The sequence below is a fragment of the Burkholderia sp. MSMB1459WGS genome, from assembly GCF_001534535.1.
GTDB lineage: Bacteria > Pseudomonadota > Gammaproteobacteria > Burkholderiales > Burkholderiaceae > Burkholderia.
In genome coordinates this window covers 217,853-244,077 of record NZ_LPMU01000061.1, presented here as the reverse complement: position 1 = coordinate 244,077, position 26,225 = coordinate 217,853, and the positions used below count along the sequence as shown (strand labels likewise).

At 65.3% G+C, this 26,225-nt stretch carries 33 protein-coding genes and 1 tRNA gene; 13 read left to right on the top strand and 21 right to left on the bottom strand.

Annotated features, from left to right (window positions below):
- Positions 1–8: 8 nt before the first annotated feature.
- The 10 genes from WT97_RS34305 to WT97_RS23915 all read right to left on the bottom strand — a co-directional run bounded on the left by WT97_RS34305 (position 9) and on the right by WT97_RS23915 (position 6,097).
- Positions 9–755 carry a hypothetical protein gene (locus tag WT97_RS34305; protein ID WP_156440318.1) on the bottom strand — a complete coding sequence of 249 codons (747 nt, stop codon included), beginning with the start codon at positions 753–755 and terminating at the stop codon, positions 9–11.
- 42 nt (positions 756–797) lie between these two features.
- Positions 798–1,313 carry a hypothetical protein gene (locus tag WT97_RS23950; RefSeq protein WP_059795864.1) on the bottom strand — a complete coding sequence of 172 codons (516 nt, stop codon included), beginning with the start codon at positions 1,311–1,313 and terminating at the stop codon, positions 798–800.
- 105 nt (positions 1,314–1,418) lie between these two features.
- On the bottom strand, positions 1,419–1,601 hold the full coding sequence (locus WT97_RS23945; RefSeq protein WP_060354539.1) for a hypothetical protein: 183 nt from the start codon (positions 1,599–1,601) through the stop codon (positions 1,419–1,421).
- A 35-nt stretch (positions 1,602–1,636) separates the two neighbouring features.
- Positions 1,637–2,287 (bottom strand): hypothetical protein, encoded by a 651-nt coding sequence (locus tag WT97_RS34300; protein ID WP_156440317.1) that lies wholly within the window; start codon positions 2,285–2,287, stop codon positions 1,637–1,639.
- On the bottom strand, positions 2,284–2,700 hold the full coding sequence (locus WT97_RS23940; protein WP_060354538.1) for a hypothetical protein: 417 nt from the start codon (positions 2,698–2,700) through the stop codon (positions 2,284–2,286). Before WT97_RS23940 ends, WT97_RS34300 begins: the two co-directional genes overlap by 4 nt.
- Positions 2,701–2,708: 8 nt before the next feature.
- Positions 2,709–3,812: a hypothetical protein gene (locus WT97_RS23935; protein ID WP_156440316.1), complete on the bottom strand. Its 1,104-nt coding sequence runs from the start codon at positions 3,810–3,812 to the stop codon at positions 2,709–2,711.
- 263 nt (positions 3,813–4,075) lie between these two features.
- On the bottom strand, positions 4,076–4,798 hold the full coding sequence (locus WT97_RS23930) for an O-methyltransferase (protein ID WP_059795857.1): 723 nt from the start codon (positions 4,796–4,798) through the stop codon (positions 4,076–4,078).
- A gap of 97 nt (positions 4,799–4,895) precedes the next feature.
- Positions 4,896–5,192 (bottom strand): 4Fe-4S dicluster domain-containing protein, encoded by a 297-nt coding sequence (locus tag WT97_RS33405; protein ID WP_082742029.1) that lies wholly within the window; start codon positions 5,190–5,192, stop codon positions 4,896–4,898.
- Positions 5,193–5,194: 2 nt separating this feature from the next.
- Entirely contained in the window at positions 5,195–5,503 is a 309-nt protein-coding gene (locus WT97_RS23920; RefSeq protein ID WP_059795854.1) for a hypothetical protein, read from the bottom strand.
- A gap of 12 nt (positions 5,504–5,515) precedes the next feature.
- The gene (locus WT97_RS23915) at positions 5,516–6,097 is read right to left on the bottom strand and encodes an RNA polymerase sigma factor (protein ID WP_082742019.1); all 582 of its coding nucleotides are present in this window, start codon (positions 6,095–6,097) and stop codon (positions 5,516–5,518) included.
- Positions 6,098–6,268: 171 nt separating this feature from the next.
- Between WT97_RS23915 and WT97_RS23910 the strand changes: the two genes are divergently transcribed.
- Both WT97_RS23910 and WT97_RS23905 read left to right on the top strand, forming a co-directional pair.
- A tRNA-Met gene (locus tag WT97_RS23910) sits at positions 6,269–6,345 on the top strand.
- Between the two features lie 221 nt (positions 6,346–6,566).
- Complete coding sequence (locus WT97_RS23905) at positions 6,567–6,899, top strand: hypothetical protein (protein ID WP_059795851.1); 333 nt, start codon at positions 6,567–6,569, stop codon at positions 6,897–6,899.
- Positions 6,900–6,952: 53 nt separating this feature from the next.
- Here the strand turns inward: WT97_RS23905 and WT97_RS23900 are convergent, their stop codons facing one another.
- Positions 6,953–7,693, bottom strand: coding sequence for an SDR family NAD(P)-dependent oxidoreductase (locus tag WT97_RS23900; protein WP_060354537.1), 741 nt, complete (start codon positions 7,691–7,693; stop codon positions 6,953–6,955).
- 115 nt (positions 7,694–7,808) lie between these two features.
- Between WT97_RS23900 and WT97_RS23895 the strand changes: the two genes are divergently transcribed.
- Positions 7,809–8,441: a TetR/AcrR family transcriptional regulator gene (locus WT97_RS23895; protein WP_060036834.1), complete on the top strand. Its 633-nt coding sequence runs from the start codon at positions 7,809–7,811 to the stop codon at positions 8,439–8,441.
- A gap of 21 nt (positions 8,442–8,462) precedes the next feature.
- Here WT97_RS23895 and eco read toward each other — a convergent pair whose 3' ends face one another.
- Complete coding sequence (gene eco, locus WT97_RS23890; RefSeq protein ID WP_059499110.1) at positions 8,463–8,963, bottom strand: serine protease inhibitor ecotin; 501 nt, start codon at positions 8,961–8,963, stop codon at positions 8,463–8,465.
- A 143-nt stretch (positions 8,964–9,106) separates the two neighbouring features.
- Between eco and WT97_RS23885 the strand changes: the two genes are divergently transcribed.
- Positions 9,107–9,436, top strand: a complete 330-nt coding sequence (locus WT97_RS23885) for a hypothetical protein (RefSeq protein ID WP_059499109.1) — start codon at positions 9,107–9,109, stop codon at positions 9,434–9,436.
- A 192-nt stretch (positions 9,437–9,628) separates the two neighbouring features.
- On the opposite strand, the gene WT97_RS23880 is transcribed toward WT97_RS23885, so the two are convergent.
- Positions 9,629–10,030 (bottom strand): hypothetical protein, encoded by a 402-nt coding sequence (locus WT97_RS23880; RefSeq protein ID WP_059499108.1) that lies wholly within the window; start codon positions 10,028–10,030, stop codon positions 9,629–9,631.
- A gap of 117 nt (positions 10,031–10,147) precedes the next feature.
- On the opposite strand from WT97_RS23880, the gene WT97_RS23875 reads away from it, so the two are divergent.
- Together WT97_RS23875 and WT97_RS23870 are read left to right on the top strand one after the other, a co-directional pair.
- Positions 10,148–10,528: a DUF5594 family protein gene (locus WT97_RS23875; RefSeq protein ID WP_059795845.1), complete on the top strand. Its 381-nt coding sequence runs from the start codon at positions 10,148–10,150 to the stop codon at positions 10,526–10,528.
- Positions 10,529–10,713: 185 nt separating this feature from the next.
- Positions 10,714–12,081 carry an MFS transporter gene (locus tag WT97_RS23870; protein WP_059795843.1) on the top strand — a complete coding sequence of 456 codons (1,368 nt, stop codon included), beginning with the start codon at positions 10,714–10,716 and terminating at the stop codon, positions 12,079–12,081.
- 30 nt (positions 12,082–12,111) lie between these two features.
- Here WT97_RS23870 and WT97_RS23865 read toward each other — a convergent pair whose 3' ends face one another.
- The 3 genes from WT97_RS23865 to WT97_RS33400 all read right to left on the bottom strand — a co-directional run bounded on the left by WT97_RS23865 (position 12,112) and on the right by WT97_RS33400 (position 14,500).
- Positions 12,112–12,738, bottom strand: a complete 627-nt coding sequence (locus tag WT97_RS23865; protein WP_059795841.1) for an AAA family ATPase — start codon at positions 12,736–12,738, stop codon at positions 12,112–12,114.
- Positions 12,731–14,152, bottom strand: coding sequence for an alpha,alpha-trehalose-phosphate synthase (UDP-forming) (gene otsA / locus WT97_RS23860; RefSeq protein WP_059795839.1), 1,422 nt, complete (start codon positions 14,150–14,152; stop codon positions 12,731–12,733). The genes WT97_RS23865 and otsA overlap by 8 nt, the downstream gene beginning before the upstream one ends.
- 138 nt (positions 14,153–14,290) lie before the next feature.
- On the bottom strand, positions 14,291–14,500 hold the full coding sequence (locus WT97_RS33400; protein ID WP_082742018.1) for a hypothetical protein: 210 nt from the start codon (positions 14,498–14,500) through the stop codon (positions 14,291–14,293).
- A gap of 287 nt (positions 14,501–14,787) precedes the next feature.
- On the opposite strand from WT97_RS33400, the gene WT97_RS23855 reads away from it, so the two are divergent.
- The gene (locus WT97_RS23855) at positions 14,788–15,339 is read left to right on the top strand and encodes a hypothetical protein (protein ID WP_059795837.1); all 552 of its coding nucleotides are present in this window, start codon (positions 14,788–14,790) and stop codon (positions 15,337–15,339) included.
- Positions 15,336–15,830 carry a hypothetical protein gene (locus tag WT97_RS23850; RefSeq protein ID WP_059795994.1) on the top strand — a complete coding sequence of 165 codons (495 nt, stop codon included), beginning with the start codon at positions 15,336–15,338 and terminating at the stop codon, positions 15,828–15,830. Before WT97_RS23855 ends, WT97_RS23850 begins: the two co-directional genes overlap by 4 nt.
- Before the next feature lie 88 nt (positions 15,831–15,918).
- Here the strand turns inward: WT97_RS23850 and WT97_RS23845 are convergent, their stop codons facing one another.
- Both WT97_RS23845 and WT97_RS23840 read right to left on the bottom strand, forming a co-directional pair.
- A complete protein-coding gene (locus WT97_RS23845; protein ID WP_034208090.1) occupies positions 15,919–17,256 on the bottom strand; it encodes an AAA-associated domain-containing protein in 1,338 nt (445 codons plus the stop codon).
- A 22-nt stretch (positions 17,257–17,278) separates the two neighbouring features.
- Entirely contained in the window at positions 17,279–19,036 is a 1,758-nt protein-coding gene (locus WT97_RS23840) for an ABC transporter permease subunit (protein ID WP_059504874.1), read from the bottom strand.
- A gap of 508 nt (positions 19,037–19,544) precedes the next feature.
- On the opposite strand from WT97_RS23840, the gene WT97_RS23835 reads away from it, so the two are divergent.
- On the top strand, positions 19,545–19,811 hold the full coding sequence (locus WT97_RS23835; RefSeq protein ID WP_011545926.1) for a hypothetical protein: 267 nt from the start codon (positions 19,545–19,547) through the stop codon (positions 19,809–19,811).
- Between the two features lie 42 nt (positions 19,812–19,853).
- On the opposite strand, the gene WT97_RS23830 is transcribed toward WT97_RS23835, so the two are convergent.
- Together WT97_RS23830 and WT97_RS23825 are read right to left on the bottom strand one after the other, a co-directional pair.
- The gene (locus WT97_RS23830) at positions 19,854–21,173 is read right to left on the bottom strand and encodes an ATP-binding protein (protein WP_059504872.1); all 1,320 of its coding nucleotides are present in this window, start codon (positions 21,171–21,173) and stop codon (positions 19,854–19,856) included.
- On the bottom strand, positions 21,157–21,882 hold the full coding sequence (locus tag WT97_RS23825; RefSeq protein WP_006493394.1) for a response regulator: 726 nt from the start codon (positions 21,880–21,882) through the stop codon (positions 21,157–21,159). Before WT97_RS23825 ends, WT97_RS23830 begins: the two co-directional genes overlap by 17 nt.
- 224 nt (positions 21,883–22,106) lie before the next feature.
- Here WT97_RS23825 and WT97_RS23820 point away from each other — a divergent pair, with 224 nt between their 5' ends.
- The gene (locus WT97_RS23820) at positions 22,107–22,661 is read left to right on the top strand and encodes a periplasmic heavy metal sensor (protein ID WP_034208093.1); all 555 of its coding nucleotides are present in this window, start codon (positions 22,107–22,109) and stop codon (positions 22,659–22,661) included.
- A 69-nt stretch (positions 22,662–22,730) separates the two neighbouring features.
- On the opposite strand, the gene WT97_RS23815 is transcribed toward WT97_RS23820, so the two are convergent.
- Positions 22,731–23,447 carry a pirin family protein gene (locus WT97_RS23815; protein ID WP_059795835.1) on the bottom strand — a complete coding sequence of 239 codons (717 nt, stop codon included), beginning with the start codon at positions 23,445–23,447 and terminating at the stop codon, positions 22,731–22,733.
- A 365-nt stretch (positions 23,448–23,812) separates the two neighbouring features.
- On the opposite strand from WT97_RS23815, the gene WT97_RS23810 reads away from it, so the two are divergent.
- The 3 genes from WT97_RS23810 (at position 23,813) to WT97_RS23800 (ending at position 26,224) form a co-directional block, all read left to right on the top strand.
- Positions 23,813–24,595, top strand: a complete 783-nt coding sequence (locus WT97_RS23810) for an ABC transporter substrate-binding protein (RefSeq protein ID WP_059795992.1) — start codon at positions 23,813–23,815, stop codon at positions 24,593–24,595.
- Between the two features lie 229 nt (positions 24,596–24,824).
- A complete protein-coding gene (locus tag WT97_RS23805) occupies positions 24,825–25,514 on the top strand; it encodes an ABC transporter permease (protein WP_034208096.1) in 690 nt (229 codons plus the stop codon).
- On the top strand, positions 25,511–26,224 hold the full coding sequence (locus tag WT97_RS23800; protein ID WP_034208097.1) for an ABC transporter permease: 714 nt from the start codon (positions 25,511–25,513) through the stop codon (positions 26,222–26,224). The genes WT97_RS23805 and WT97_RS23800 overlap by 4 nt, the downstream gene beginning before the upstream one ends.
- Position 26,225: the final 1 nt, after the last annotated feature.

The window sequence follows — 26,225 nt, the reverse complement described above, 5'->3', positions numbered from 1 at the left end:
TAGTTTGGTCAGTCGTTCGTGCGGCCCTGTCGGCCGACCTCAGAATCATCAACCAAGAGCGCATCTAAGACGGGATCTAGCCAATCAAGCATATAGTGCGCCAACGCCCTTACCGGCGCATTCGGATCCAATCGTTGCGGCTGAGAAGACGTGAGCGGTACCGGATACCGCCCCCGCCAAACGACGACCTCTCCAAGGTCTCTGCAAATATTCTTGACGGTTCGGACGTCACCATCGGTTCGGATGACGGTACGAAATCGATCGCCAAAAAGCTCGGCGGCCTCGGCAAGCGCAAGCAAATTGTGTCCGTTTGACGTCGGAACTCCTAAGGCTCGCAGTTCAGCCCCGGTGGCCTCGCCTTTCCCATCCATCACAACTCGCACCTCGATTTTGGCCGGATGATGTTCGACAATCCAGGCCTTTAGAGCAGTCTCGAGAGCGAGTCCGTAAAGAAGCTTCGTCGTTTCTAGAGCCTCAAGTGCAGCAGCAAAGGTCGGCTCGGTTTTGGATTCGGCCGCGGCTTCGACCTCGTCGACGACCGTTCTTTCGAACACGTTCCAAAGAGCAATTGCCGAGCGGCGGAGTGCACGCGAATGTTTGCGCCATGCGATCGGATCCCGTGCTTTCTCTAGAAACTCGGTTGCAATCATTCCGTGCCCCTGAAACGAACAGACATAAAAACCGCATGCGGCGGTCGTTGGGATCGACACACTGTCGCTCACCAACGCCGCTGCGTTCAACTTGTGTACTGCCAAGGTGAAACCGGATGCCTCAGCACTCGTTGTATGAAGCTGATGTTATGACTTGGGGAAAGTAGACATTAACCGCCGGACCTCATGCCGAACCTTCTTTGCGGCTCCGTCGATCGCCGTAACGTAGGCCGCGATCTCTCCGTCGGATGTGACAAAGTATGCGCCTGGGTTCCTGACATTAGTATTGGGCAAGTGACTGTCTACTCGCACGTTCGCGGTCTTGGCCTCGATCAGTGCTTCTGCAACATCGGCCGACGCGACTCCGTCGATAGATAGCTCATCAATTGCCGACATTACGATCCGCAGTCGGTCAACTAGATGCATGTCCGGATGCTTCACTCCATTGATTGCTGGAAGCCGCAAAATCACTGCTTGCAATGATTCGGCGCGCTCATGCGTCATGGCTAAAATCTTCTCGATCGCATTGAACCGCTCCGCTCGGTCGGCTTGGCGCATCTGCACGGCCAGGCGCCCTTGGGCTCCTCCGATCCAGAAGGCAGCAATGATCGCTGCAATCGATCCGACCGCTTGCACGAGGGCGGCCACGTCCGCGATTGTCACTTTCGCTCCTCTTTCCGCCGAGGGATCGTAGCACGCTCATGAACCATGCCCGATCAGAAATGAAAGGCCAGCTCGGGGCGGGGCTTCATTTCGGCCAGATCGCACTCACGGCAGCTTGTCGCCGCTGTCGAGCTTCGACTTGTCCAAGGTGAACGGCTTGCTGCTATGACCCTTGTGCTTCTTCGCCTTGGCGCCGGTCTTCGCGGGTGCCGCAGCCGGCGTCATCGCCTGCGCAAATACGGCTGTAACGAACATCGATGCAACGAGAGCGACTGCGAGTTTCTTCACGTCGTTCTTGATCCAACGGGTGGGGTATGTCCGTGTTATGCGGCATCAGCAACAGGTTTCCTGTCCTTCGGGTCAAAATACTGCTTTACCACGATGTGGCGCACTCGCACTGGACGTCCGGACCCCTCGTGAGTATGCGTCGAGAAGAAGGCCAACTCGGCACGGCTGGAGCATTCAGCCTCTTCATATGCCGGCAGCTTTAGTCCCTGCAGTCGCTCACGCCACTTAGCAAGAACGCCGGAACAGTTTGCGCCTCGCACATACAGAATCAATGCCCCCTCGTCTGCGTTCGGCGTGCCCGGACAATATCTAGTAGTGAGCTGATTGAATCCTTTCTCGGTGTACGCATAATCTTTGTGAATTTTTGCCTCACCAACCCAGATATATCCATTGAGATGCCGAATGACGATATCTGAATGACCACCGATCTTCTCGTCGTGTGAAGCATCGTATGTGCGAGAACACAGCATTCCGATCAGTTCAGCCGTCAATCGATCTTCGCCGTCATCCGCACGCACACCCGGATCCTCTTCAATCTTTGCGATACATTGATCGATATCCTTGTACAGAACCCGTACAAAATCACCATAAGACTTAACAAGCAACCGCTCGGCAAACAACGCCCAGTCTGGCCGGATAGCGCCAAATTTCTGGATATCCGCAAGCGACATTGAGTCAAGACTCACGACACACGCCCCAATGATCGCGCGTCGTCGCTAAGCACGAAGAACATGAACAGCGAATGTTCGAAATCCGGCACCGGCTCTCCCGTTTTAGGATGGTAAAAAATTGATTCATCCCGGGCTTGCGCCACGTCCTCTATCGACAATTCCTCAATGTAATCGCTCTTCTGATCAATGAATTCAAACCGAGGATCAAGCAGGTGCAGTCGTCCACCAGAAAGATACTCGACAGATGGAAGGATATCCGCCACATCTGCTAGGCCAGCGATCTTACTAAGCTGACCAAATGTAATCCGTTCAAGGTAACTTTTATTCTGCAGTGAAAAATATTCGACTATCGCAAGGCACGCGCGACGAACCTCGGGCAAGCGCCCGAGATCCTCTTCGATGCGTGCGATAGCAATGTCCTTTTCCACAACCCTATTCACTCAAGTTTGCCCATGACCAGCGCGAAGTCATCCTCATTCGCGCACCCATCTACGATAGCATAGCTCACGTGTGCGTCCGCGCCCCCGGCTATCGAGAAGTGCCCGGAAATCGATACCGTTGGTGCCCTCGCGCCATCGTTCGAAAGCCACGCTTTTCGGATCGAATACTCATCCGTGTCTCCGCTGATCGCTTTCATCCCCTCTTCATGAAACTGTTCTCGACGGAGATCGGACTTTCGTCCTCGCATACGCTCCTCTTTGATCGATTGCGTAGTTGTCGCGTGACCAAGACTGTTCACAAATCCATCGTTCTGAGCATAGAGCTTAGCGATCAACGGAAAAAAGTTCTCGGCATGTAGCAGCCACTTCTCATTCTGAAAGCGTTCCCCAAAAAAGCTATTCAGCCGTTCGGTATAGAAATTGCGCGCTTTCGCGAAATCGTCCCTTGTCAGACGGCAGGAGATGTCGATTTGGACCTCGACACTACCGGATGGTCGAAATATGATCGAATCGAATGCTTGGACGAACCCGCTACGCACCCCGATCACCTCGTCATACCCATCCAGTGCAGATCGAGCGTCGCCATCAAGCTCGGTCAAGTCAATCGGCTCACGCATGCGGAACGCGCGCTTACAGCAAGCGAACACACGTACCGATTTGTCCGCCTGCGTTACCGCATGGCAGAATACGCCGTTAAACGATGCGCGGCGAAGTTTTGATTCCGACAGCGGCAGAGGAAAGCGTTCGGCATACTCGGAATCGGAATCGACAAGCGCAACAACGCGCTTCCCAGCCTCTACCGCCTCCGCGGGCGAAACCTTAAACACCGAAACAGCGCGTTCACCGACAAGCAGCGAATCTAGATATATTTCCTTAACCAGATCCCGACACGCGATAAGGCTGTCCTGTGACATGACCACGTCGTTGTACTTGGCCAAGAGCGGCGGCCAACCTTGAGCGGTCGGCATTGCCGCAGCACGCAGCCGAGCGGTAACAAACCTTACTGGATAGCAATCTGAACGCGCGCGCAGTGCTTCCAGGTACTGGATCAATTCCTTCTTAATCTGCGCTGCCGTCGCGCCTTGGTCTCTCGAGTTCATACCCCTCGTTGGTCTATGCCGTTTGTTGGTTTGCCAGAAACATACCGTATTGGGCAATTCTAGGTATGCGTGTTTACCTAGTATAAGGGGTCGATACCGATCACAATCGGTCAGATCCGCTTCTCCACGCCCGTCCTTTGGGGGCATTTTGGGGGGGCATATGCCGCGCGAATTCAACCGGAAGGCGCGCCCGCTATACCACCATGAATTCTGTCGGGGACCAGTCAAGCCCCAAACCGCCCCCAAGACTCACAGCCCCCCGCTCAAGCAACGACCACCGTAAACTCGACCCCCGACTCGAAATCCAGCGTCGTGGTCGAAAAACGCGGATCCTCGTCGAGGTAAGCCTTGTACGGTCGAACGGCGTCCTCGGCCGTGTACATATTGTCGGCAAGCACGACCGATCCCGGCCGTAACAAGCGCTCGATCTGCCTGAACAGCTTCAGATACGCGTCAGCCCACACGTCGATAAACACCATGTCGACGGTCCCGTCCAGTTCGGCAACCGTCTCGAATACATCGCCCTCCCGCACGTCGACATAGGCATCCAGCCCCGCTGTTTCGACGTGAGCCCGCAGGCGCGCGCATTTGAGCGCATCACGTTCGGTCGCGATGACCACGCCACGGCCCAGCATACGCAGCGCGTCGGCCAAATACAGGGTCGACACACCGCAGGAACTACCAAGCTCGAGGATTCTGGCCGACCGTTGCGACAGCACGATGTTGCGCAAGAATCTTCCCGTCTCCGCCGACACGGCCAACGATAGCGCACCGCTTTCCGACGATTCGAAGTCGTCGCTGAACAGGCCGAACGTTTCGAGAAAGCGCCCTCGCAACCGTGGGACGAGCGTTTCGTATTCGTCGACGAGCGTCGGAAACGCCTCGTTCGGCCCCTGGAACTGCGCGCGGGCGCGGGCGATGATTTCGCTCCGGCTTTCTTCATGAAGCCGTTGCAAAAGAACGTCGGTAGTTGAAGCCAAGTGCATTCCTTGACGAGATTGATCATGTGAACGGCGTATCCAGCGACTGCCATCCGTCAGACTGCCTGCGACACCGTGCCGTCATCGGCGAGCACGGCCGACGCTATGCCCTTCTGGCAAGCGTGATCGCCCGTTCGGGACACGCAGTCACGCAAAGCCCGCATGACCGGCAGGCTTGCGCATTCGGCGCGTAGGCGACTTTCATTCCATGCACGCGCAGTTTCAAGCGATGCATCAGCCCGAGGTCGAGGTAATCGGCCTCATCGACGCGCCGCACCTCGAACACGTTTTCCGGGCAAACGGTGACGCAATCCCCCTTGCCTTCGCAACGTTTCAGATCGACGACCGGCGCGATCACGCCCGCCTTCTGCTTGCAGTCGGCCGTTGATTTTTCGCGCATGTTCACTCCTCCGTGCGCCGGCTGCCGCGCGATCGCCATGCGGCCCGGAAATGCTCGCGCTCTTCGGGTGTCATGGCTTCCCACTTGCGCCAGTGGCGCCGGCCGTGCCAGCCGCGGTGTCCGCGAAATCCGCCGAACAGGATGCGGCTCAATACGAGCAGGCCCAGCGCATGCGCGAAGTCGATCGTCCGGGCGCCGACGAACAGCGCTGGCACCACCCAGTTCCACAGCATCATGACGACCCATCCGAGCACGCCTATGGCTACCACCACGAGCAGCGCCTTGCCCGCACATCTGATTCGAAAATTCATCCGTCGACTCCTCTAGCTATCCAGTTCGTCATAAATGGGCTGCAGTCGAGCACGCAGATGCAAGACCGCGTAGCGTTTGCGCGCCAGCAGCGTATTGAGCGTGACGCCGCTTTGCGTGGCCATCTCCTTGAAGGACAGCCCCTCCAGTTCGTGTGCGATGAAAACCTCGCGCTGATTCGCCGGCAACTCGTCAAGCGCGTCCTGCAACGCCTTCAGCAACAGCGTGCGAGCGTAGCGCGCTTCAGGGCCGGCATCGTGCGCCGGTAACGCGAGATCCAGGCGATACTCGCTGTCCGCTTCGTCGTCGGCATCGAGCAGATCGGTCAACGGCTGCTCCTTCTTTTTGCGAAAACGATCGATGATGCGGTTGCGCGCGGCACGGAACAGCCACGCACTCGCCTGTTCGATCGGCGCAGGAAGCCGATAAGCCTGGACGAATTCGTGAAGCACATCCTGCAGAACGTCCTCGGCATCGTCCGGGTCGCGTATCCGGCGCCGAATGAAGTTCCCTAGCCTCGTTCGTTCACGCATCACCGTCGCAGTGATGTCGCGGTCTGGGTCGGTCATCGTGTGCGAAGTGGGTGGCGGTTCCATGCGTCTGAAGACGTTTCAGGCGCGCGAATATTGTGGCGAAGGTGAAAAATTTCCGGTCGTACGCGTCGGCTCCCTGCGTTGCAGTCGTTTCAAGGAACAGGCCCGATATGAGTCGGGCCGTCTTCGCACGAATCGTTTGACTCTGCGCACCGACCCAAGTACACTTCGCGCCGCGGGGTGGAGCAGTCTGGCAGCTCGTCGGGCTCATAACCCGAAGGTCGTAGGTTCAAATCCTACCCCCGCAACCAAATACCGAAAAAAGCCCCCTTTGCGAAAGCAAGCGGGCTTTTTTTCATTCGACGGTCCGGGATATTGCTGGCGCGCGCAGGCGGCACACGAATGATGTGTGCAATCGAGCATTCACTACGATATGCGACACACGCGCGCACCTCGCCCGTTCGCCGCTGATATGCACTGAACGTTGCGTAGAATTCCGAACTTTCTTCAGTTCGGCACACGGACTTCGCCCATGCTTCGGACGATCGCGGCGCTCGCCGCGCTTTCAGCGATGACCGGCACGGCCAACGCCGCCGACACCGACACGGCCTCGGCCAAACAGCGCTACGTCAGCCCGGGCATCGCCAACGTCACTGCGTCGGCAGCCCCGCGTCCGGACAACACGTCCCCCGACACCCGCTGCCGGGAACTGGCCGCCGGCATCGACGCGGTCATGCACTCGCCCGACCGCGGCCGGAAGGTCGCGCGCGGGATGGGCCCGGACGGCAAGCCGCGCAACGAACTGCGGGCCTACGACAAACGGGCCGACCTGGAAGCCGAGCACCAGCGCCTCGGCTGCCGATAACGAACAACGACGAACCCTCCGTCACCCGGCTCACTTACGCCGGGCATCGGCGTTTACGCATTCGCCCCGCCGTCGATCGTCAACCCGGTTCCGGTGATCGATCGTCCTTCCGGCCCGACGACGAACGCCACGAGCGCGGCCACGTCTTCGGCCTTGCCGTACTGCTGAATCGCCATCCGCGAACGCTGCGCATCGGCGTGCTCGCCATCGGCCGGATTCATATCGGTATCGGTGGAGCCCGGATGCACGATGTTCACCGTGATGCCGCGCGAGCCGAGATCGCGCGCGAGCCCTTGCGTCCAGCCGATCAATGCGGCCTTGCTCGCCGCATAGAGGCTCATCCCCGCATCGGGCACACGCGTCGCGAGGCAACTGCCGGTCGACACGATGCGCCCGCCCTCCCCGAGATGACGCGCCGCCGCCTGCGACGCGACGATCACCGCACGCACGTTCACGTTCAGCGTCGCATCGATATCGTCGAGCGTGAGGTCGTTCAGCGCGCCGGCCCGGAAAATCCCCGCGTTGTTGACGAGGATGTCGAGGCCGCCGAACGCCTGCGCGGCACGATCGACCGCGTTGCGCACGGCCACCGGATCGGCGCTGTCGGCCTGGATCGCCACGGCGCGACGGCCCAGCGCTTCGATGCCGGCGACGACGGCCTGCGCCCGCTCGGCCGATTTTTCATACGTGATCGCCACGTCGGCGCCGTCGGCTGCCAGCCGTTTGGCGATCGCCGCGCCGATGCCGCGGCTGCCGCCGGTAATGAGTGCACGCTTGCCCTGAAGTCGGTTCATGTCGGTTCCTTTCCTCATTTATGTAACGACCGACACAGAATGTGGCAAGTTGCGTCGCACAGTCAATTGATTTATTTTATCGATCGATACAGATATCGACGAAGGAACGGACGCAATGGCTGAACGAGGCCGACCGAGAAGCTTCGACAAGGAAGCGGCGCTGGATCGCGCGATGGAGGTGTTCTGGCGTCTCGGCTACGAAGGGGCGTCGATGACGGACTTGACGGCCGCGATGGGCATCGCGTCGCCGAGCCTGTATGCGGCCTTCGGCAGCAAGGAAGCGCTGTTCCGGCAAGCCCTCGAGCATTACCGCGCAACCGAGGGGCGGGAAATCTGGGGGGGCGTCGAACAGGCGGCCAGCGCGTACGACGCCGTGCAGAACTACCTGATGGATACCGCACGCGTGTTCACGCGGCGTTCGAAGCCGGCCGGCTGCCTGATCGTGTTGTCGGCGCTGCATCCGGCCGAACGTTCCGACATGGTCCGGCAGACGTTGATCGCGATGCGCGAGGGCACGGTCGACGCGCTGCGGGAACGCCTCGCGCAAGGCGTCGCGACCGGCGAAATATCGGCGCACGCGAACGTCGATGCGATCGCGCGCTACTACGTGACGGTTCAGCAGGGGATGTCGATCCAGGCGCGCGACGGCGCGAGCCGCCGCGATCTGGAAGCCGTCGCGCAGGCCGCGCTGGCCGCATGGCCGGCGCTCGTCGGCGCGCGCGGCGCGGCCGGCGCGACTGGCGGATAGCGGCAGGACGCCGCGGGGAGATTACTGTTTCGCGGCTTGCTGCACGTCCTTCGACGCATGCCACACGCGATAGCGGACGTCGAAACCATCCGGTACATACACGACGAGCGGCAGACGGCTGTTGTAGCGCAGCAGCTGACCGTCGCCGCGCACCTGCACGAATCGTTGCTGCGGCGCCTGGCCCGGGCACGCCATCAGCGTCGATGCCGGGCCCTTCACGTCGGTGAGCCGGTAATACGTGTAGCCCCAGCCCTTCACGTCCTCGGCGGTCAGCTCGCCGCCGAACCACTGCTGGTTGCAGTCGGTCTGCAGCGTCTTGCCGATCATCAGCTCGACGCGCGCATCGCCCTCGTTCTCGAGCGCGGGCAGCGCGATCACGGCGCGCTGCTGGCCGGCGGCTGCCTGCGGAAACATCTTGATCGACTCGGCCGGCACGGCGGGTGCGGATGCCGGCGCGGCCACGCATGCGGCGGCCGTCGTCACGCAGAAGGCGGCCAGCGCGGCCCGGATCGCGAATTTCATCGATGTGCTCCTGAAAAACAAATGAGCCCCGGATGCTAACACTTTCGTCTCAAGACCTTACGAGGCTGTAATTTGGCGACACAATTGCAAACAGCCGGCAATCCCCGGGCGCGGTACTTATAGCGGAACCAACGGAGAACATCATGCTGAAGCTCATTGCCGCCGCCGGCGTCGCCACCCTGCTGGCCGGCTGCGTCGTCGCCCCGGACGCCGGATACGGCTACGGGCAGCCCTACTATTCCGATCCCGGCTATGCGTATGCCCCGTCTCCCGTGTACGGCACGGTCAACATCTGGGGCGGAGGCGGTGGACGCGACTGGGATCGCGGCCGGCGCGACTACCATCACTGGGACGGCGATCGCGGCAACCGCGGCAACGGTTGGTGGCGCGGCGGCGGACGCCGCGGCGACTGGAACGAAGGCGGCGGTGGCGGCGGACACGGTCGCGGCGACGGCGGCGGTCATCGCCACTGACGCGCAATTGCAACCGTTTGTATCCATGCATGGCCCGCCGATGGCCGGCGGCGCATCACACCGGCGAACGGACAGCCACGCAATAGACAAAGGCCCTCGCATCGAGCGAGGGCCTTTCGTCGTCCGGCCGGTCGAAGCGAACGTCGGCGAGAGCGTGGCCGCCGGGCACCAAACCCGCTCGCGCGCCGCCGCTTACCAGCCCGCCGGTTGCGCGTAGCCACCCTGCACCGGCGCCCCACACACATACGCACGCTGGTAGCGGTCGTAGCAATAGTTCGGGCCGTCGTCCTGGTACTGCGCCTGCTGATAGGTCGGGTAGGCAGGCTGCTGGTACGCGGGCGCCTGGTAGTAGGTCGGCGGCTGATAGGCCGGCGCCTGGTACGCGGGTGCCTGATATGCGACGGGCGGATTCATCGCCGACGTCACGATCGCACCCAGCACCGCGCCGCCGATCAATGCGCCGATGACGGCGCCGCCATCGCGGCCATGCGCGGACGCCGGGCCCGCGACCGCGAGCGAACCGGCAAGGACACATACTGCGGCAATCTTTTTCATGATGGACTCCCACGCGAAGTGGTACTGGATGCGATGCATTGTGGCGGTCCGCGACCGTAATAGATGCAGCAAGTGGTAACGTGCGATTACCGGTATCGCACCCGCCGAAACGCGGCGTCGCCGTGCTACGATTTTCGGCATACAGGAGACGCCGTCATGCAGCCCGAAACCGCCCGCCGTTTCGATACCGAATTCGCACCGCGCATCGCGCAGGCCATCGCCGCGTTCTTCGCCGATCACGTGCAGACCGACGTCGTCCCCTATGGCGGGCACGGGCAGCCGACGCGCGTGCAGATCCGCAGCGCGCCGCACGCGCACGTGAGTGGCTTCGTGCATCCGCTGAATCTCGAACTGACGTGGGACACCGACGAGATCGAGCGGCTGATGGAACCCGATGGCCCGCAGCGCTTCGAGCACTACCTCGCCGCGCTGCCGAGAAAGCTGGGCGCGTGGCAGGGCGCGCGCGACATCGATCTCGCATCGCGCACGCAGGCCGACCCGCTCGTGCGGCTCGGCGGCCTCGACTTCGAAGGCTGAATGCGCGCGCCCGCCGACGGCCGCGCGGCGCGACGTCGCGCGATGCGGCCCGGTGATACACTCGACCGGCCCCGTCCCGGTGCAGCCGCGCCGGCCGGGCCGTTCATCGCCGCCTCCACCCCTGCACATGGTTGCGCACGCAACCGGCAAGCGGGCGCGCGGACAACCATGCTCTCGCTCCTGTCATGAACGCCGATACCGGCCTGCCGCTTCCGCAACGCTACTGGGCGATCGTCTGCGTCGCCCTGGGCATCACGCTCGCCGTGCTCGACGGCGCCATCGCGAACGTCGCGCTGCCGACCATCGCGCGCGACCTGCGCGCGTCCGACGCCGCGTCGATCTGGATCGTCAACGCGTATCAGCTCGCGGTCACGATCACGCTGCTGCCGCTCGCGTCGCTCGGCGAACGTATCGGCTATCGCCGCATCTACATCGCCGGGCTCGCGCTGTTCACCGCGGCGTCGCTCGGCTGCGCGCTCGCCGGCTCGCTGCCGATGCTGGCCGCGATGCGCGTGATCCAGGGGTTCGGCGCGGCCGGCATCATGAGCGTCAACGCGGCGCTCGTGCGGATGATCTACCCGTCGTCGATGCTCGGGCGCGGGCTGTCGATCAACGCGATGGTGGTCGCGCTGTCGTCGGCGATCGGGCCGACGGTCGCGTCGGCGATCCTGTCGTTCGCGTCGTGGCCGTGGCTCTTCGCGGTCAACGTGCCGATCGGCATCGCGGCCGTGCTCGGCAGCCTGCGCGCGCTGCCGGCCAACCCGCTGCACGATGCGCCGTACGACTTCCCGAGCGCGCTGATGAACGCATGCGTATTCGGCCTGCTGATCACGGCCGTCGACGGGCTCGGTCACGGCGAAGGTCATGCGTACGTCGCGGCCGAACTGGCCGTCGCGTTCGTGGTCGGCTATTTCTTCGTGAAGCGTCAGTTGTCGCAGCCGGCGCCGCTCCTGCCGGTCGATCTGATGCGCATCCCGATGTTCGCGCTGTCGGTCTACACGTCGACGGCGTCGTTCACGTCGCAGATGCTCGCGTTCGTCGCGCTGCCGTTCTGGCTGCAGAATTCGCTGGGGTTCTCGCAGGTCGAGACGGGTCTCTACATGACGCCGTGGCCGCTCGTGATCGTGTTCGCCGCGCCGCTCGCGGGCGTGCTGTCGGACCGCTATTCGGCCGGCATGCTCGGCGGGATCGGGCTCGCGCTGTTCGCCGCCGGGCTGCTGTCGCTCGCGACGATCGGCGCGCACCCGGGCACGGTCGACATCGTATGGCGGATGGCGCTGTGCGGCGCGGGCTTCGGGCTGTTCCAGTCGCCGAACAATCGCGCGATGCTGTCGTCGGCGCCGCGCGCACGCAGCGGCGGCGCCGGCGGCATGCTGAGCACCGCACGCCTGACGGGCCAGACGCTCGGCGCCGCGCTCGTCGCGCTGATTTTCGGGCTCGCGCCGGACCGCGGGCCGACGATCGCACTCTATGTCGCCACGGCGTTCGCGGCGGTGGCCGCGGTCGTCAGCGTGCTGCGCATCGCATCGCCGCGGCCGGACACGGCAGCCTGACACCGTCGCGCGCCGCACAGGCGGCGGGCGTCATGCGGCGTCGAGCGTATCCATCACGAAGCGCACACGCGCCTTCACGCTCACGCGCGGCAACTCGATCAGCCGATAGCCGTACGACGTATAGCAATCGACCATCGCGTCGTAGGTCCGCACCGCCTCCGCGAAATCCTGCCGCCGCTCGGTGTCCTGCGCATAGATGTCGGGCCACGGCGGTGCGATGAACACGCGCCGGTGATAGCGGAAACGCCGCGCCGCGGCTTCCGCGTGCGCGGGCACCGCCAACCCGGTCAGCGTCAGATAGCCGATCACGTCCGGCACGCCGCGGTCGAAGAACACCGGACCGCGCGCCTGCCGCGCGAGATGGTAGGACCGCATCTCCCAGCTCAGCATCAGCTCGGCGAACGCTGCCGGGTCGCGCCACGGCAGCGCCGGGCCGTCGACGGCCATCTGGTCGCGGATCACGCCGCGCCCGGCCTCCTGCGAGCGCGCAAACCCGGCGCGCTCGAGCGCATCGAGCAACGTGCTCTTGCCCGAACCCGGGCCGCCCGTCACGACGAAGAAGCGGCCGGTCGTGTCGTCGACCGCTTCGTCGTCGCGATCGGCGGCGCGCGGCGCAGCGGCGCCCGGCGCGGCGGCGCCCGGCGCGAACTCACGCATGCGCGACCCGCCGGCCTGCCCGCCGCGTGACAGACGCCGCGGCGGCGACGCTGCGCAAGTCGGCGACGAAGGTGTCGCGCCAGACCGACAGGTCGTTCTCGCGCAGCCGCGCGAGGTTCTCCTCGTGACGCGCCTGCCGCTCCGCGAGCGGCATCGACAGCGCGCGTTCGAGCGCCTCGGCCATCTGCGACAGGTCGTACGGATTGACGAGCAGCGCGCCGGTCAGCTCGGCCGCCGCGCCCGCGAATTCCGACAGCACGAGCACGCCCGGATCGGCTGGATCCTGCGACGCGACGTATTCCTTCGCGACGAGATTCATCCCGTCGCGCAGCGGTGTCACGTAGCCGACCTGCGACATCCGGAAGAACGCCATCAGCAGGTTGCGCTCGTACTTGCGGTTCAGGTACTGGATCGGCGTCCAGTCGAGCTGCGAGAAGCGGCCGTTGATCCGGCCGGCCTCGCCTTCGAGCGTTTCGCGGATGTGCTGATAGGTCTGCACGTCGGAACGCGTCGGCGGCGCGATCTGCAGGAGCGACACGCGCCCCTGCCAGCCCGGCGCATTCGCGAGCATCCGCTCGAACGACTGGAAGCGCTCGACGAGCCCCTTCGAGTAATCGAGACGGTCGACGCTCATCACCAGCTTGCGGTCGCCCAGCGCCTCGCGCAGCATCTTCACCGGCTTGCGCGTGCCGTACTGGACGGCCGCCTGCGCGATCGCGTCGGGATGCACGCCGATCGGATAGGCCGCGACCTTCACGACGCGGCCATGCGCGTGCAGCATCCCGTCGTCGCTCGCCGCGCCAATGCCGCGCCGCTCGATGTAGTCGGTGAAGGCCTGCTTGTCGGCCTCCGTTTGGAAACCCGCGACGTCGTACGCGCACATGAACTTCACGAGTTCCTCGTGCGGCGGCACGAGGCGCAGCATGTCCGGCGACGGAAACGGGATGTGCAGGAAGAAGCCGATCGGGTTCTTCACGCCGAGTTCGCGCAAGCAGTTCGCGAACGGCAGCAGGTGGTAGTCGTGCACCCAGATCAGGTCGTCCGGCCGCAGCAGCGCGGCGAGCTGCTTCGCGAGCATCGCGTTCACGCGCAGGTAACCGGCGTACTCCTGCCGATCGAAGCGCGCGAGATCGCCGCGGTAATGGAACACCGGCCACAGCGTCGCGTTCGAGAAGCCGCGGTAGTACTGGTCGTAGTCGCGCCGGGTCAGGCCGACCGTCGCATACGTCACGTTGCCGTCCCGCTGGATCGCGGGCTCGGCATCCGGCGTACCGACGATCTCGCCGTTCCAGCCGAACCAGACGCCGCCCGTTTCCTTCAGCGCGTCCATCACGCCGACGGCCAGACCGCCCGCGCTCGGGCGCGTGTCCTCGCCGGCGGCGACACGATTCGATACCACGATCAATCTGCTCATGCGACTTCCCCTCCTCGATTCGATTGGCTGGCGCGCAACGCACGCCGAAGCAGGCGCGGCGGCCCGAAGGCGGCCGCGCGGCGACTCAGTTCCGAGAATTGCAATGAAATACGGCGGTGGAATGCGGCGACGACCGTATCAAGCGTCCTGCTCCTGACCGAGGTCGCGTTGATAGTCGAGCCCTTCCGGGCGAGCACCACCCTGGTTGTGATCGCCGTCCGACGGCGTCTCGTCCGGCGCGCCCGCAGGCGGTGCCGATGGCGCGTCGGTCTGCGGACGCGGGCGGTCTTCCGGATGGCCGGCCGCCGCGTCAGGCGGCCGGTGTGACAACCGTTTCGAACGGCGCATGGCTGGGTGTCTCATATGCGGCGCGGCTCGAGGCCGTCGTAGAAACATTCCATAACAAAACAGTCTAGGTCGCGTCATCGCGGCCGATGGTAACAATTACCTTCAATTTGTAACGTTTCGACCCTTCGTCGAGCATCTATCCGACAATAACGCCGCCCGCGCGCACGCGGCCTGCCGCACGGCGATTTGTCAAAGCTTTGCAGTTTTCCCATGACAATTGCGAAACAATGACGCGGCATCAGGCGTGCACGCGTCGCCGCTCACCCAGACAGGACTTGCACTCAGGGATGAACATTTGTTTCGAATCGCCGCGCCGGGCCACGCCGGCGCGCGTCGTGCTGGCCGCGATCGCCACGGCCGCACTGCTGTCCGGCTGCAATTCGTTGTACAGCGAAGGCGCGACGGCCGGCGCCGGTATCGCGGGCGCCGCGATCGCCTCCAAGGTCACCAACAACGCCGCCGTCGCGACGGGCATCGGCCTCGGCGCCGTCGCCGGCGCGCGGGCCGGCGTCCAGTATACGCAACGCGTCGCGCACCGCTACACGCAGGAGCAGATCGCGAAGGCGGCCGGCCCGCTCGACGTCGGCGGCGTCGCGCCGTGGTCGACGCACCATTCGTTCCCGATCGAGGACGACGAGCAGGGCCGCGTGACGGTCAGCCGCATGATCAGCGTCGGTCCGCTCGACTGCAAGGAAATCGTGTTCGCGGTCGACACGCCGGCGAAGGCCGACAAGGCCGCGCAATCGGCGTTCTACGTCGCCACCATCTGCCGCGACGGGCCCGTGTGGAAATGGGCGTCGGCCGAACCGGCGACCGAACGCTGGGGCGCGCTGCAATGAGCGTCGCGATTCGTATCGCGGCGATCGGTGCGCTGTGCGCGGCGACGGTTGTGCTGTCGGGCTGCGGGTCGGTCGGCGCGGCGAGCGGCGCGCTGGCCGGTGCGGCGACGGGCCTCGTCACCGCGAACCCGGCGGTCGGCGTCGGTGTCGGGATCGCCGTGCAGGCCGCGACCGACGAAGCCGTCAACCGCACGATGAAGCAGCTCCATCAGAACCAGCAGGACGCGATCGCGAAGACGGCCGGCAGTCTCGCCGTCGGCGAAGTGAAGCCGTGGAAGGTGAAGAACACGCTGCCGCTCGAAAACGGCGAAGGCGAGGTGCGGGTCACACGCGCGTACTCGTCGGCGCTCGCGTTGTGCAAGGAATTCGCGTTCTCGGTGAAGGACGGCGACAAGGCCGACTGGTATTTCGCGAATGCGTGCCAGCAAGGCACGCACTGGAAGTGGGCGTCGGCGGAACCGGCCGTCGATCGGTGGGGAAATTTGCAGTAACGGGGCGATACGTGGTGCGTGGTGCGCGGCGCGTGATGCTCGAAGCACGCGAATACCGGGCCGGGTCGCACGGCCCGGCCCGGCGCGATCAGGACTCGACGTCCTCCAGGCTGAAGATTTCGGTCTGGTCGTTGTACGAGAAGATCTCGCCGTAACGGCCCCAGTCGATCACCGCGTCGAGCGTCTCCTCGGCCGCGCCGTCCGACAGGAAGTCCTCGAGCTCCTGCTCGAAGCGCACGCGCGGCGCGCGGTGGCCCGGACGCTCGTTCAGCACCTTCTTGATCCGCGCGGCGAGCGGCACGTGCTTCAGCAGGTGATCCGCGAACATCAGCTTGCGCTCCTGCGTGCCGAATTCCGCGAACACGCGCCCCGGCGGCGTCAGGAACACGTCGCCTTCGCGCACGTCCGCGAAGCCGAGGTACTGCAGCACTTCCGCGATCGGGAACAGGTCGTCGACCTCCAGATGCAGCGTGCGCGCGATTTCCGGCATGTCGGCACGACCGTGGTACGGCGCCATCGCGAGCGTCTCGATCAGGCCGGCCATCAGGTTGGTCGACACCTGCGGCAACCAGCTGCCGAGCTCGAGCCCCTTCTTCGTCGCCTCGCCGGTCTGGCGCGCGGTCATCTTCGCGTAGATGTCGTCGACCAGCTTGCGGAACGCCGGGTCGAGACGATTGCGCGGGTGCTTGAACGGCACCTTGATCTCGGCGATCACGCGGCCCGGGTTCGACGACAGCACGAGGATCCGGTCGCACATGAACACCGCTTCCTCGATGTTGTGCGTGACGATCAGCACCGACTTGATCGGCATGCGGCCCTGCGTCCACAAATCCAGCAAGTCGGTGCGCAGCGTTTCGGCGGTCAGCACGTCGAGCGCGGAGAACGGCTCGTCCATCAGCAGAATGGTCGGATCGACGACGAGCGCGCGCGCAAAGCCCACGCGCTGGCGCATCCCGCCCGACAGCTCGCGCGGATACGCGTTCTCGAAGCCGTCGAGGCCGATCAGGTCGATCGCGGCCAGCGCGCGTTCGCGCCGTTCGCGCGCGCCGACGCCGAGCGCCTCGAGCCCGGCTTCCACGTTCTGCAGCACGGTGAGCCACGGGAACAGCGCGAAGGTCTGGAACACCATCGCGACGCCCTCGGCCGGGCCGCGCAACGGCTTGCCGAGATAGGTCACCTCGCCGTCGGTCGGCTCGATCAGGCCGGCGATGATACGCAGCAGCGTCGACTTGCCCGAGCCCGATCGGCCGAGCAGGCCGACGATCTCGCCTTCACGCAGCGACAGGTTCGCATCGTCGAGCACGAGCAATTCGCCCTGCGTCTTGTTGAAGCCGCGGCAGACGTGATCGACGCGCAGGATCTCTTCACCGAGGCGCGGCGGCTGGGACGTCTGGACGGGGGCGTTTACAGCATTCGGATTGTGCATCGCGTTTCGCTCTCAATCGGTCTCAGTCGAGCCGCAGCTTCGCTTCGGCGAAGGCATACAGCGGGCGCCACAGCAGGCGGTTGAACAAGGTGACGAACAGGGACATCACGGCGATGCCCAGGATGATCTTCGGAAAATCGCCGGCGGCGGTGGTCTGCGCGATGTAGGCGCCGAGGCCGTGCGCCTCGATCCTGGTGCTGCCCCACTGCACGGCTTCCGACACGATGCTCGCGTTCCACGCGCCGCCCGATGCGGTGATCGCGCCCGTCACGTAGTACGGGAAGATGCCGGGCAGAATCGCCTGACGCCACCACTGCCAGCCGCGAATGCGGAAGTTGGTCGCCGCTTCGCGATAGTCGTTCGGGTAGGACGTTGCGCCGGCGATCACGTTGAACAGGATATACCACTGCGTGCCGAGCACGATCAGCGGCGACAGCCAGATATCCGCGTTCAGGTGGAAGCGCGCGATCACGATCACGAACACCGGGAACAGCAGGTTCGCCGGGAACGCGGCGAGGAACTGCGCGAGCGGCTGCAGCTTCTCGGCCAGCTTCGGGCGCAGCCCGACCCACACGCCGATCGGCACCCAGATCACGGAGGCGATCGAGATCAGCACGACCACGCGCAGCAGCGTGATGAGCCCGAGCACGAGCACGTGGCCGACCTCGGCCATCGTCACGCCGGTCGCGACGAAGCTGACGACGCGCCAGACGATATAGGCCGTGCCGATCAGCACGAGCCCCGCCCACGCGATGTCGACCGTGCGCGACGCCTTCTTCTCGACTTTCGGCAACGTGAAGCGCATCGCACCGGACAGCGGCAGGCGCAGCGGGATCCGCGCGGCCTTCGCGAAAAACCAGCCGGCCGGTACGAGCAGCTGATGGATCAGCCGCGTGCGGCGCACGAGGTCGAGCAGCCACGATTGCGGCGCGTCGCCCGACGCGGTGTTCTCCATCCGGAACTTGTCGGCCCACGCGATGAGCGGGCGGAACAGGAATTGGTCATACGCGAGGATCACGACCGTCATCGTCAGGATCACCCAGCCGATCGCGCCGAAGTTCTTGTCCGAGATCGCCTGCGCGAGATACGCGCCGATGCCCGGCAGCGTGATCGTCTGGTTGCCGACGGTGATCGCCTCCGACGCGACGACGAAGAACCAGCCGCCCGACATCGACATCATCATGTTCCAGATCAGGCCCGGCATCGAAAACGGCACTTCGAGCTTCCAGAAGCGTTGCCAGGACGTCAGGTGGAAGCCGCGCGACACTTCGTCCAGGTCGCGCGGCACCGTGCGCAGCGACTGGTAGAAACTGAACGTCATGTTCCACGCCTGGCTCGTGAAGATCGCGAAGATCGCGGCCAGCTCGGCGCCGAGCACGCGGCTCGGGAACAGCGCAAGGAAGAACGTGACCGTAAACGAGATGAAGCCGAGCACCGGCACCGACTGCAGGATGTCGAGGATCGGGATCAGCACCATGCCCGCGCGGCGGCTTTTCGCGGCGAGCGTGCCGTAGACGAGCGTAAACACGAGCGACGCGACCATCGCGGCGAGCATCCGCAGCGTGGTGCGCAGCGCATATTCGGGCAGGTTCGACGGATCGAGCGAGATCTTCTGCGTCTGCAGCACGCCGATCGGCGCCATCGTTTCGTGAAAGCCGACCACCGCCATCGCGATCAGGCAGATGATCAGCGGAAATGCGATGAAGTCCCACCGGTTCGGCAGCACGCGCCACGCGGATGCGTTGGCGGTCCGGTTCGGATTGAAGAATCCGACGTTCATCAGGCGCCCTCCCCGGTAAGGCCGATCGAAGCCGGCAGTCGATGTTGATTCATGGCAAAGCGCACGGGCGCGGTAATTCGATTGACTGGCGATCTCGTGCATGCGCGGCGCGCCGGGCACGCACGCATGCGCAGCCGCGGCCGGTCGAGCCGGGCCGCGACGGCACGACACTACACCAACCTGTATTTCAGGTACAACCGTCCCCGGACGGCGCAGGCAGCGCAGGGATCGTGCCCGGCGCGTGGACGGATGGCGGGCGCGCGGTACGGAACAGCCTGGCCGCAGTCCTGCGGCCGGCACGCAGGCCCGAATTATGCCGTGATCCGGGCCGGCCGTGAACCCGCCACCCGCACGCGGGCACAAACCGTGTCCGGCATCAGCAGCCGGAGACGACGAAGCAGGTATGATCGGGGCTAGCCCCCGGGGGTCGTTTCGGCCGTGTCGCGGCAATGCGCACGCGCTTCGTGTCGACAGGCCCGGGGATCGACCGACGAGCGGGAGGAAGGGAATGGCAGGAAACTTGGTGATCGTCTGTCGCGATCAGGATGCCGATGCGTTCTATGAACTCATGCAGGAGTACGGGTCGTTCCAGACGCGGCTGTCGTCCACGGCGTGGTACCTGAACATGAACGTCGTGCCTGAATCGCTGCAGGAGGAAATCCTGGAGCGTCTCGGCCGGTATACGACCGTCTACATCTTCGAGGCCACCACGGTGACCTACAACACGATCGACAGCAACGCGGCCGAGACGCTCGGCACGCTGTTCGGCGAATGACGCCGCGCGGCGCCTGCCCGGTCGGGCAGGCGCCGCGGCCGCTCAGGCGGCCTGTGCGTGACGTTCGTCGTCCTTCGGCACGACCTCGAACGGGAACGTCATCGACACGCGCAGACCGCCTTCGGGGCGATTGCCGATGTCGCACGCGCCCCCGAGCCTGAGCACGAGCCGCTCGACGATCGCGAGCCCGAGCCCGCTGTGGCCGTTCCCGCCGCGCGCGGGATCGAGCCGCACGAACGGCCGCGTGGCGGCCGCGAGGTCGCGCGGCGCGATGCCGCCGCCGCTGTCGCTGACCGACAGCACATAGCCGGTCGGCGTGCGCGCCGTCTCGACGAGCACGGGCGGTGCGCCGTACGCATGCGCGTTGTCCAGCAGGTTCGACAGGATCCGATCGAGCGTCGCCGTCGGCAGCCGGAAGCCGGGATCGGCCTCCAGCCGCGTCTGGACCGTCGGCGCGTTCGGCGCGACCGCGCGGTAACTGCGCGCGATCCGCTCGCAGGCCTGATCGACCGGCACCGGCTCGCTGCGATCGGCTCCGCCATGCGCAAATACCAGGAACTGGTCGACGATGTGCGACATCGAGTCGACGTCGCGCACGACGCCGTCGCGCAGCCGCGCGTCGTCCATCATTTCCGCCCGCAGGCGCATCCGGGCGAGCGGCGTGCGCAAGTCGTGGGCGACGCCGGCCAGCATCACCGCGCGATCGCTCTCGGCCTGCGACACCTGCTCCACCATCTGGTTGAAGCCGCGCGTGAGCTGGCGCAGCTCGCGCGGCCCGCGTTCGCGCAGCGGCGGGACCGGCTGCCCGCGGCCGAAACGCGCGACCGCGCGCGCGAGCGAGCGCAGCGGCTGCTGCAATTGCCAGGCCGCGAACAGCGCGGCGATCACGCCGGCCGAGAAGATCGTGCCGAGCCACAGCAGCATCCGGTCGAGCGAGCGCGGCGGCCGCAGCGGCTGCACGGGCACCACGATCCAGTTGCGATCGGCCGGCTCCTTCACCCACAGCACCGGCGGATGGCCGGGCGTGCCGATCTCGACCTGCGTGCCAGGCGGCATGCGGTCGCTCACGTCGTCGCGGAACCGCTTCAGCGGCGGCGGCAGCCCCGCATCGCCGCCCTTCGGCACGTCGGCGCTGTCCGGCGACACGAGCCGCACGCGCGACGGCAGCGGCTGGTCGGGCGTGCGCGCCACGTGCTGGCGCACCGCATCGACGAGGAACGCGGCCTCCTCGACCGCATAACGCGTCTGCATCTGGTTGCGCTCGAGCCGCATCGCGAAGAACCACGCGAAGTGCGACAGGAGCAGGACGCCGACGACGAGCAGCGCCAGCCGCCCGAACAGCGAATCAATGGGTTTGCGCATGGGCCTCGCCGTCGGGCACGAACACGTAGCCGCGCCCGCGGACCGTCTGGATGAAGCGCGGAGTCGACGGATCCGTTTCGAGGATGCGGCGCAGGCGCCACACCTGGACGTCGATGCCGCGGTCGGTGCCGTCGTACTCGGGCCCGTGCAGCAACTCGAGCAGCCGCTCGCGCGTGAGCGTGCGCAGCGCGTGGTTCACGAAGATCTTCAGCAGCGCGAATTCGCTGCTCGACAGTGTGGCCGGCTTGCCGTCGACCGACAGCGTGCGCGCCTGGAAGTCGAGCAGGAAGCGGCCGAACGCGAACGGCTCGCGCTGCTCGGGCGCGGCCGCCGACGGCGTCGCGCGGCGGCGGCGCAACACGGCCTGCACGCGTGCGAGCAGCTCGCGCGGGTTGAACGGCTTGCCGAGGTAGTCGTCCGCGCCGAGCTCGAGCCCGACGATGCGGTCGACGTCGTCCGCCCGCGCGGTCAGCATGATCACGGGGATGTCGTCGCCGGCCGCGCGCAACTGGCGCAGCGCGGTCAGGCCGTCCACGCCCGGCATCATCAGGTCCAGCACGATCAGGTCGGGCCGTTCGCGCTCGAGGCGTTTCTCGAGCGTCGCCGCGTCGTGCAGCACGGACACTTCCATCCCCTGGCGCACGAGATAGTCGCGCAGCAGGTCTCGGAGTTCTTGGTCGTCGTCGACGATGAGGATCTGGGTAGTCATGGCTCGAAGTTTATCGCGCGAGGGCGGAGTGGAAGAACGAAACAAAGGGGCGAAAGGGTTACTGCGGGTTACCGCGCAAGGGAACTGTAATGCACGGTAACCGGGCCGCCACCCCGCGTAACACCCGCCGGGGCCCGGATCGCTAACCTGCGTCTTACCGGATGCGGTACCCGGCTTTCCCGGCACCGCATCGCCGGACCCTTTGGATACAAGGAGTTTCTGAAATGTATAAGAAGACTTCCCGCGTGGCCATCGCGGCCGCCACCGTGCTCGCTCTCGCATTCGGCACCGCGCATGCCGCGCAGCCCAACGACATGCCGCCGCCGGGCGGCCCCGGCATGCACCGGATGCATGACGGCCACGAAGGCGGCCCGTTCGGCGCGATCATGAAACTGCACGATCAGCTGAAGCTCAACGCGTCGCAGGAGCAGCAATGGCAGGCGGCCGTCAACACGATGAAGCAGAACCGTGACGCGATGCGCAAGAGCCACGAGCAGATGCGCGAGCAGTTCAAGGCGCAGCAGAACCAGCCGATCCTCGACCTGAGCGCGATGCATTCGGCACGCCAGCAGGCGGAGGCGCAAAACGCGCAACTGCGCGAGCAGACGTCCGCCGCGTGGCTCACGTTCTACAACGGGCTGAACGACTCGCAGAAGACGATGGTCAGCACGGCGCTCAAGCAGCAGTTCGCGAAGATGGAGCAGCGCCACGAGAAGATGAAGGAGCGCTGGGAGCAGCATCGCGCGGCCGCCAAGGGCGCGTCGGCGCCGGCGCAGTAAGCCGGCGGGCCGCTCCCGCAGCGGCGCGGAAGGGGAACGCAGGCACCTGCCTGCGTTCCCCTTTTTGTTTCAGGCGACGTCGAACAGCAGCACCTCGGCCGTGCGGCCGCGCGCGAACGCCACCGCGTCCACGCCGCCGATCCGCGCGCCGTCGCCGACGGCCAGCGCGCGGCCGTTGACCTCGACCTCGCCGCGCGCCACGTGCACGTAGACGCTGCGCCCGGCCGGCACGTCGAATGCGGTCGTCTCGTCGCCGTCGATCAGCCCCGCGAAGATGCGGGCGTCCGCCCGCATCGACAGCGCGCCGTCGCCGCCGTCGGGCGCCGCGACGAGCCTCAACCGGCCGCGCTTCTCGTCGTCGGCGAAACGCCGTTCCTCGTAGCCGGGCCGCCCGCCCCGCTCGGCCGGCTGCAGCCAGATCTGCAACAGGTGCAGCGGCCGATCGCGCGACGCGTTGGTTTCACTATGCACGAGCCCCGTGCCGGCGCTCATCCGCTGGATGCCGCCGGCACGGACGATCGCGCCGCAGCCGAGGCTGTCGCGGTGCGCGAGCGCGCCGTCCAGCACGTAAGTGACGATCTCCACGTCGCGGCGCGGCTGCATCCCGAACCCGCGCGTCGGCGCGATCAGGTCCTCGCTCAGCACGCACAGCGCGCCGACGGGCGGACGCACCGGCGCATGCGCGGGCGCGGGCGCGGTGCGGCAGCCGGGCGAAAAACTGTGGCTCGATTCGAGCCAGCCGTGGCGCGTGTGGCAGCGGTCTTCGGCGCGCAGGATCTGGAACATGGGGCGGACGTTCGGGACGCAGATTGTCTGTTCGGGTTTACCTCCACTGTAGGGTGGGGTCGAACGCGCCACAATCCGTCGCCCGCGCACCGCATCGTTGCATTCGCGCAATCAATTGCCGAAATATTCGCTGCGAATACCACGATTACCGCAACAGCCGAATCGAGGAATCGGTCGACCGTGCCGGATTGCCGTTTTCCGGGTATCGCGTTCGGGTAAAATACCGCCCTTTTGGCGTTCGCCGTTCCGGCAGCCGCCAACGCCAGAGCGCCGATCGGCGATTTTTGGCCGTCTAGAATACGCCGCGGCGCCCGGTCCGACCGGCCGCGAGCGCCCCCCGGAAAGTCAGCAACAGAAGGATGGAAATGAAGAAGGCCGCCCTGTGCGCCGCCCTCGCCCTCGTGGCGGGCAGCGCCTTCGCGAAGGAGTGGAAGACCGTGCGGATCGGTGTCGATGCCAGTTACCCGCCGTTCGAGTCGACCGCGCCGAGCGGCGAGATCGTCGGTTTCGACGTGGATCTCACCAAGGAAATCTGCAAGCGGATCAACGTGAAATGCGTGTGGGTGGCGCAGGATCTCGACGGGATCATTCCGGCGCTGAAGGCGAAGAAGTACGACGTCATCGTGTCGTCGCTGACCGTCACGGACAAGCGCCGCGAGCAGATCGACTTCTCCGACAAGGTGTACGACGCGCCCGCGCGCATGATCGCGAAGACCGGCTCGCCGCTGCTGCCGACGGTCGCGTCGCTGAAAGGCAAGCGCGTCGGCGTCGAGCAGGGCTCGACGCAGGAAACCTACGCGAAGGCGTACTGGGAACCGCACGGCGTGACGATCGTTCCTTACCAGAATCAGGACCAGGTCTATACCGATCTCGGCTCGGGCCGCCTCGACGCGACGCTGCAGGATGAGCTGCAGGCCGATTACGGCTTCCTGCGCACGCCGCGCGGCAAGGGCTTCGCGTTCGCCGGGCCGGAGGTGAAGGATCCGAAGACGATCGGCGACGGCACCGCGATCGGCCTGCGCAAGGAAGATACCGACCTGAAGCACAAGATCAACCAGGCGCTGGCCGACATGCACAAGGACGGCACGTACGACAGGCTGTCGCACAAGTACTTCTCGTTCAGCGTCTATTCGGCGTCGGCTCGCTGAGCGCCGACAAGAAGAAGCAGCGGATGCGGGGGCGGCCCCGCGTCCGGGCAGTACAGGCAGTCAACCACGCGCCGCCCGCTCCCTTGCCCGCCGCTCGCGCGACGGGCGGGCCCGGCACCGTTGCCGGGGCGGACGGTCATGATACGCACGGGGCGTTCCGCGCAGCTTGGCGGGCGCGTCTTTCGCGGCGCACTGCGTGCGCCCTCAGGGACCACACCAGGGACCCCATATGTTTCTACAAGGCTACGGCCCGCTGATCCTCGCCGGCACCTGGCAAACCGTCAAACTGGCGGTGCTTTCGCTTGCGCTGTCGTTCCTGCTGGGGCTGCTCGGCGCCGGCGCGAAACTGTCGCGCAATCGCGTGACGAACGGCGTCGGCACCCTCTACACGACGCTGATCCGCGGCGTCCCCGATCTCGTGCTGATGCTGCTGCTGTTCTACAGCCTGCAGATCTGGCTGAACATGGCGACCGACGCGCTCGGCTGGGACCAGATCGACATCGATCCGTTCCTCGCCGGCGTGCTCGTGCTCGGCTTCATCTACGGCGCGTACTTCACCGAGACGTTCCGTGGCGCGTTCCTGTCGGTGCCGCGCGGCCAGCTCGAGGCCGGCAGCGCCTACGGGATGACGAACTGGCAGGTGTTCACGCGGATCATGTTCCCGCAGATGATGCGCTTCGCACTGCCGGGCATCGGCAACAACTGGCAGGTGCTCGTGAAGTCGACCGCGCTCGTGTCGATCATCGGCCTGGCCGACGTCGTGAAGGCGTCGCAGGACGCCGGCAAGGGCACGCTGCGGTTCTTCTTCTTCACGCTGATCGCGGGTGCCGTCTACCTCGCCATCACGACGATCTCGAACTTCGTGCTGATGTGGCTCGAAAAGCGCTACTCGACCGGCGTCCGCAAGGCTGACCTATGATCGAACTCATCCAAGAATACTGGCGCAACTATCTCTACACCGACGGCTATCGCATCACCGGTGTCGCGATCACGCTGTGGCTGCTGGTCGTGTCGATCGGCCTCGGCTTCTGCCTGTCGGTGCCGCTCGCCGTGGCGCGCGTGTCGAAGAAGAAATGGCTGTCGGGCGCCGTGTGGCTGTACACGTACGTGTTCCGCGGCACGCCGCTCTACGTGCAGTTGCTGCTCTGCTACACGGGCCTCTACAGCCTGCAGGTCGTGCGCGGCACGCCGATGCTCGACGCGTTCTTCCGCGACGGGATGCACTGCACGCTGCTCGCGTTCACGCTGAACACCTGCGCGTACACCACCGAAATCTTCGCGGGTGCGATCAAGGCGACATCGTACGGCGAGATCGAAGCCGCGCGCGCGTACGGAATGTCCACGTTCACGATGTACCGCCGCGTGATCCTGCCGTCGGCGCTGCGCCGCGCGCTGCCGCTGTACAGCAACGAAGTGATCCTGATGCTGCACGCGACGACGGTGGCCTTCACCGCGACCGTGCCGGACATCCTGAAGATCGCGCGCGACGTGAACTCGGCGACCTACATGTCGTTCCACGCGTTCGGCATCGCCGCCCTGCTCTATCTCGTGATCTCGTTCACGCTCGTGTGGCTGTTCCGCCAGGCCGAGCGCCGCTGGCTCGCGTATCTGCGCCCGCAAGGCAAATAAG

Coding starts and splice junctions, on each gene's coding strand:
- WT97_RS23935 (WP_156440316.1), bottom strand. CDS start 3,812: ATGAACTCGAGAGACCAAGGCGCGACGGCAGCGCAGATTAAGAAGGAA.
- WT97_RS23930 (WP_059795857.1), bottom strand. CDS start 4,798: ATGCACTTGGCTTCAACTACCGACGTTCTTTTGCAACGGCTTCATGAA.
- WT97_RS33405 (WP_082742029.1), bottom strand. CDS start 5,192: ATGCGCGAAAAATCAACGGCCGACTGCAAGCAGAAGGCGGGCGTGATC.
- WT97_RS23920 (WP_059795854.1), bottom strand. CDS start 5,503: ATGAATTTTCGAATCAGATGTGCGGGCAAGGCGCTGCTCGTGGTGGTA.
- WT97_RS23915 (WP_082742019.1), bottom strand. CDS start 6,097: ATGGAACCGCCACCCACTTCGCACACGATGACCGACCCAGACCGCGAC.
- WT97_RS23905 (WP_059795851.1), top strand. CDS start 6,567: ATGCTTCGGACGATCGCGGCGCTCGCCGCGCTTTCAGCGATGACCGGC.
- WT97_RS23900 (WP_060354537.1), bottom strand. CDS start 7,693: ATGAACCGACTTCAGGGCAAGCGTGCACTCATTACCGGCGGCAGCCGC.
- WT97_RS23895 (WP_060036834.1), top strand. CDS start 7,809: ATGGCTGAACGAGGCCGACCGAGAAGCTTCGACAAGGAAGCGGCGCTG.
- eco (WP_059499110.1), bottom strand. CDS start 8,963: ATGAAATTCGCGATCCGGGCCGCGCTGGCCGCCTTCTGCGTGACGACG.
- WT97_RS23885 (WP_059499109.1), top strand. CDS start 9,107: ATGCTGAAGCTCATTGCCGCCGCCGGCGTCGCCACCCTGCTGGCCGGC.
- WT97_RS23880 (WP_059499108.1), bottom strand. CDS start 10,030: ATGCATCGCATCCAGTACCACTTCGCGTGGGAGTCCATCATGAAAAAG.
- WT97_RS23875 (WP_059795845.1), top strand. CDS start 10,148: ATGCAGCCCGAAACCGCCCGCCGTTTCGATACCGAATTCGCACCGCGC.
- WT97_RS23870 (WP_059795843.1), top strand. CDS start 10,714: ATGAACGCCGATACCGGCCTGCCGCTTCCGCAACGCTACTGGGCGATC.
- WT97_RS23865 (WP_059795841.1), bottom strand. CDS start 12,738: ATGCGTGAGTTCGCGCCGGGCGCCGCCGCGCCGGGCGCCGCTGCGCCG.
- otsA (WP_059795839.1), bottom strand. CDS start 14,152: ATGAGCAGATTGATCGTGGTATCGAATCGTGTCGCCGCCGGCGAGGAC.
- WT97_RS33400 (WP_082742018.1), bottom strand. CDS start 14,500: ATGCGCCGTTCGAAACGGTTGTCACACCGGCCGCCTGACGCGGCGGCC.
- WT97_RS23855 (WP_059795837.1), top strand. CDS start 14,788: ATGAACATTTGTTTCGAATCGCCGCGCCGGGCCACGCCGGCGCGCGTC.
- WT97_RS23850 (WP_059795994.1), top strand. CDS start 15,336: ATGAGCGTCGCGATTCGTATCGCGGCGATCGGTGCGCTGTGCGCGGCG.
- WT97_RS23845 (WP_034208090.1), bottom strand. CDS start 17,256: ATGCACAATCCGAATGCTGTAAACGCCCCCGTCCAGACGTCCCAGCCG.
- WT97_RS23840 (WP_059504874.1), bottom strand. CDS start 19,036: ATGAACGTCGGATTCTTCAATCCGAACCGGACCGCCAACGCATCCGCG.
- WT97_RS23835 (WP_011545926.1), top strand. CDS start 19,545: ATGGCAGGAAACTTGGTGATCGTCTGTCGCGATCAGGATGCCGATGCG.
- WT97_RS23830 (WP_059504872.1), bottom strand. CDS start 21,173: ATGCGCAAACCCATTGATTCGCTGTTCGGGCGGCTGGCGCTGCTCGTC.
- WT97_RS23825 (WP_006493394.1), bottom strand. CDS start 21,882: ATGACTACCCAGATCCTCATCGTCGACGACGACCAAGAACTCCGAGAC.
- WT97_RS23820 (WP_034208093.1), top strand. CDS start 22,107: ATGTATAAGAAGACTTCCCGCGTGGCCATCGCGGCCGCCACCGTGCTC.
- WT97_RS23815 (WP_059795835.1), bottom strand. CDS start 23,447: ATGTTCCAGATCCTGCGCGCCGAAGACCGCTGCCACACGCGCCACGGC.
- WT97_RS23810 (WP_059795992.1), top strand. CDS start 23,813: ATGAAGAAGGCCGCCCTGTGCGCCGCCCTCGCCCTCGTGGCGGGCAGC.
- WT97_RS23805 (WP_034208096.1), top strand. CDS start 24,825: ATGTTTCTACAAGGCTACGGCCCGCTGATCCTCGCCGGCACCTGGCAA.
- WT97_RS23800 (WP_034208097.1), top strand. CDS start 25,511: ATGATCGAACTCATCCAAGAATACTGGCGCAACTATCTCTACACCGAC.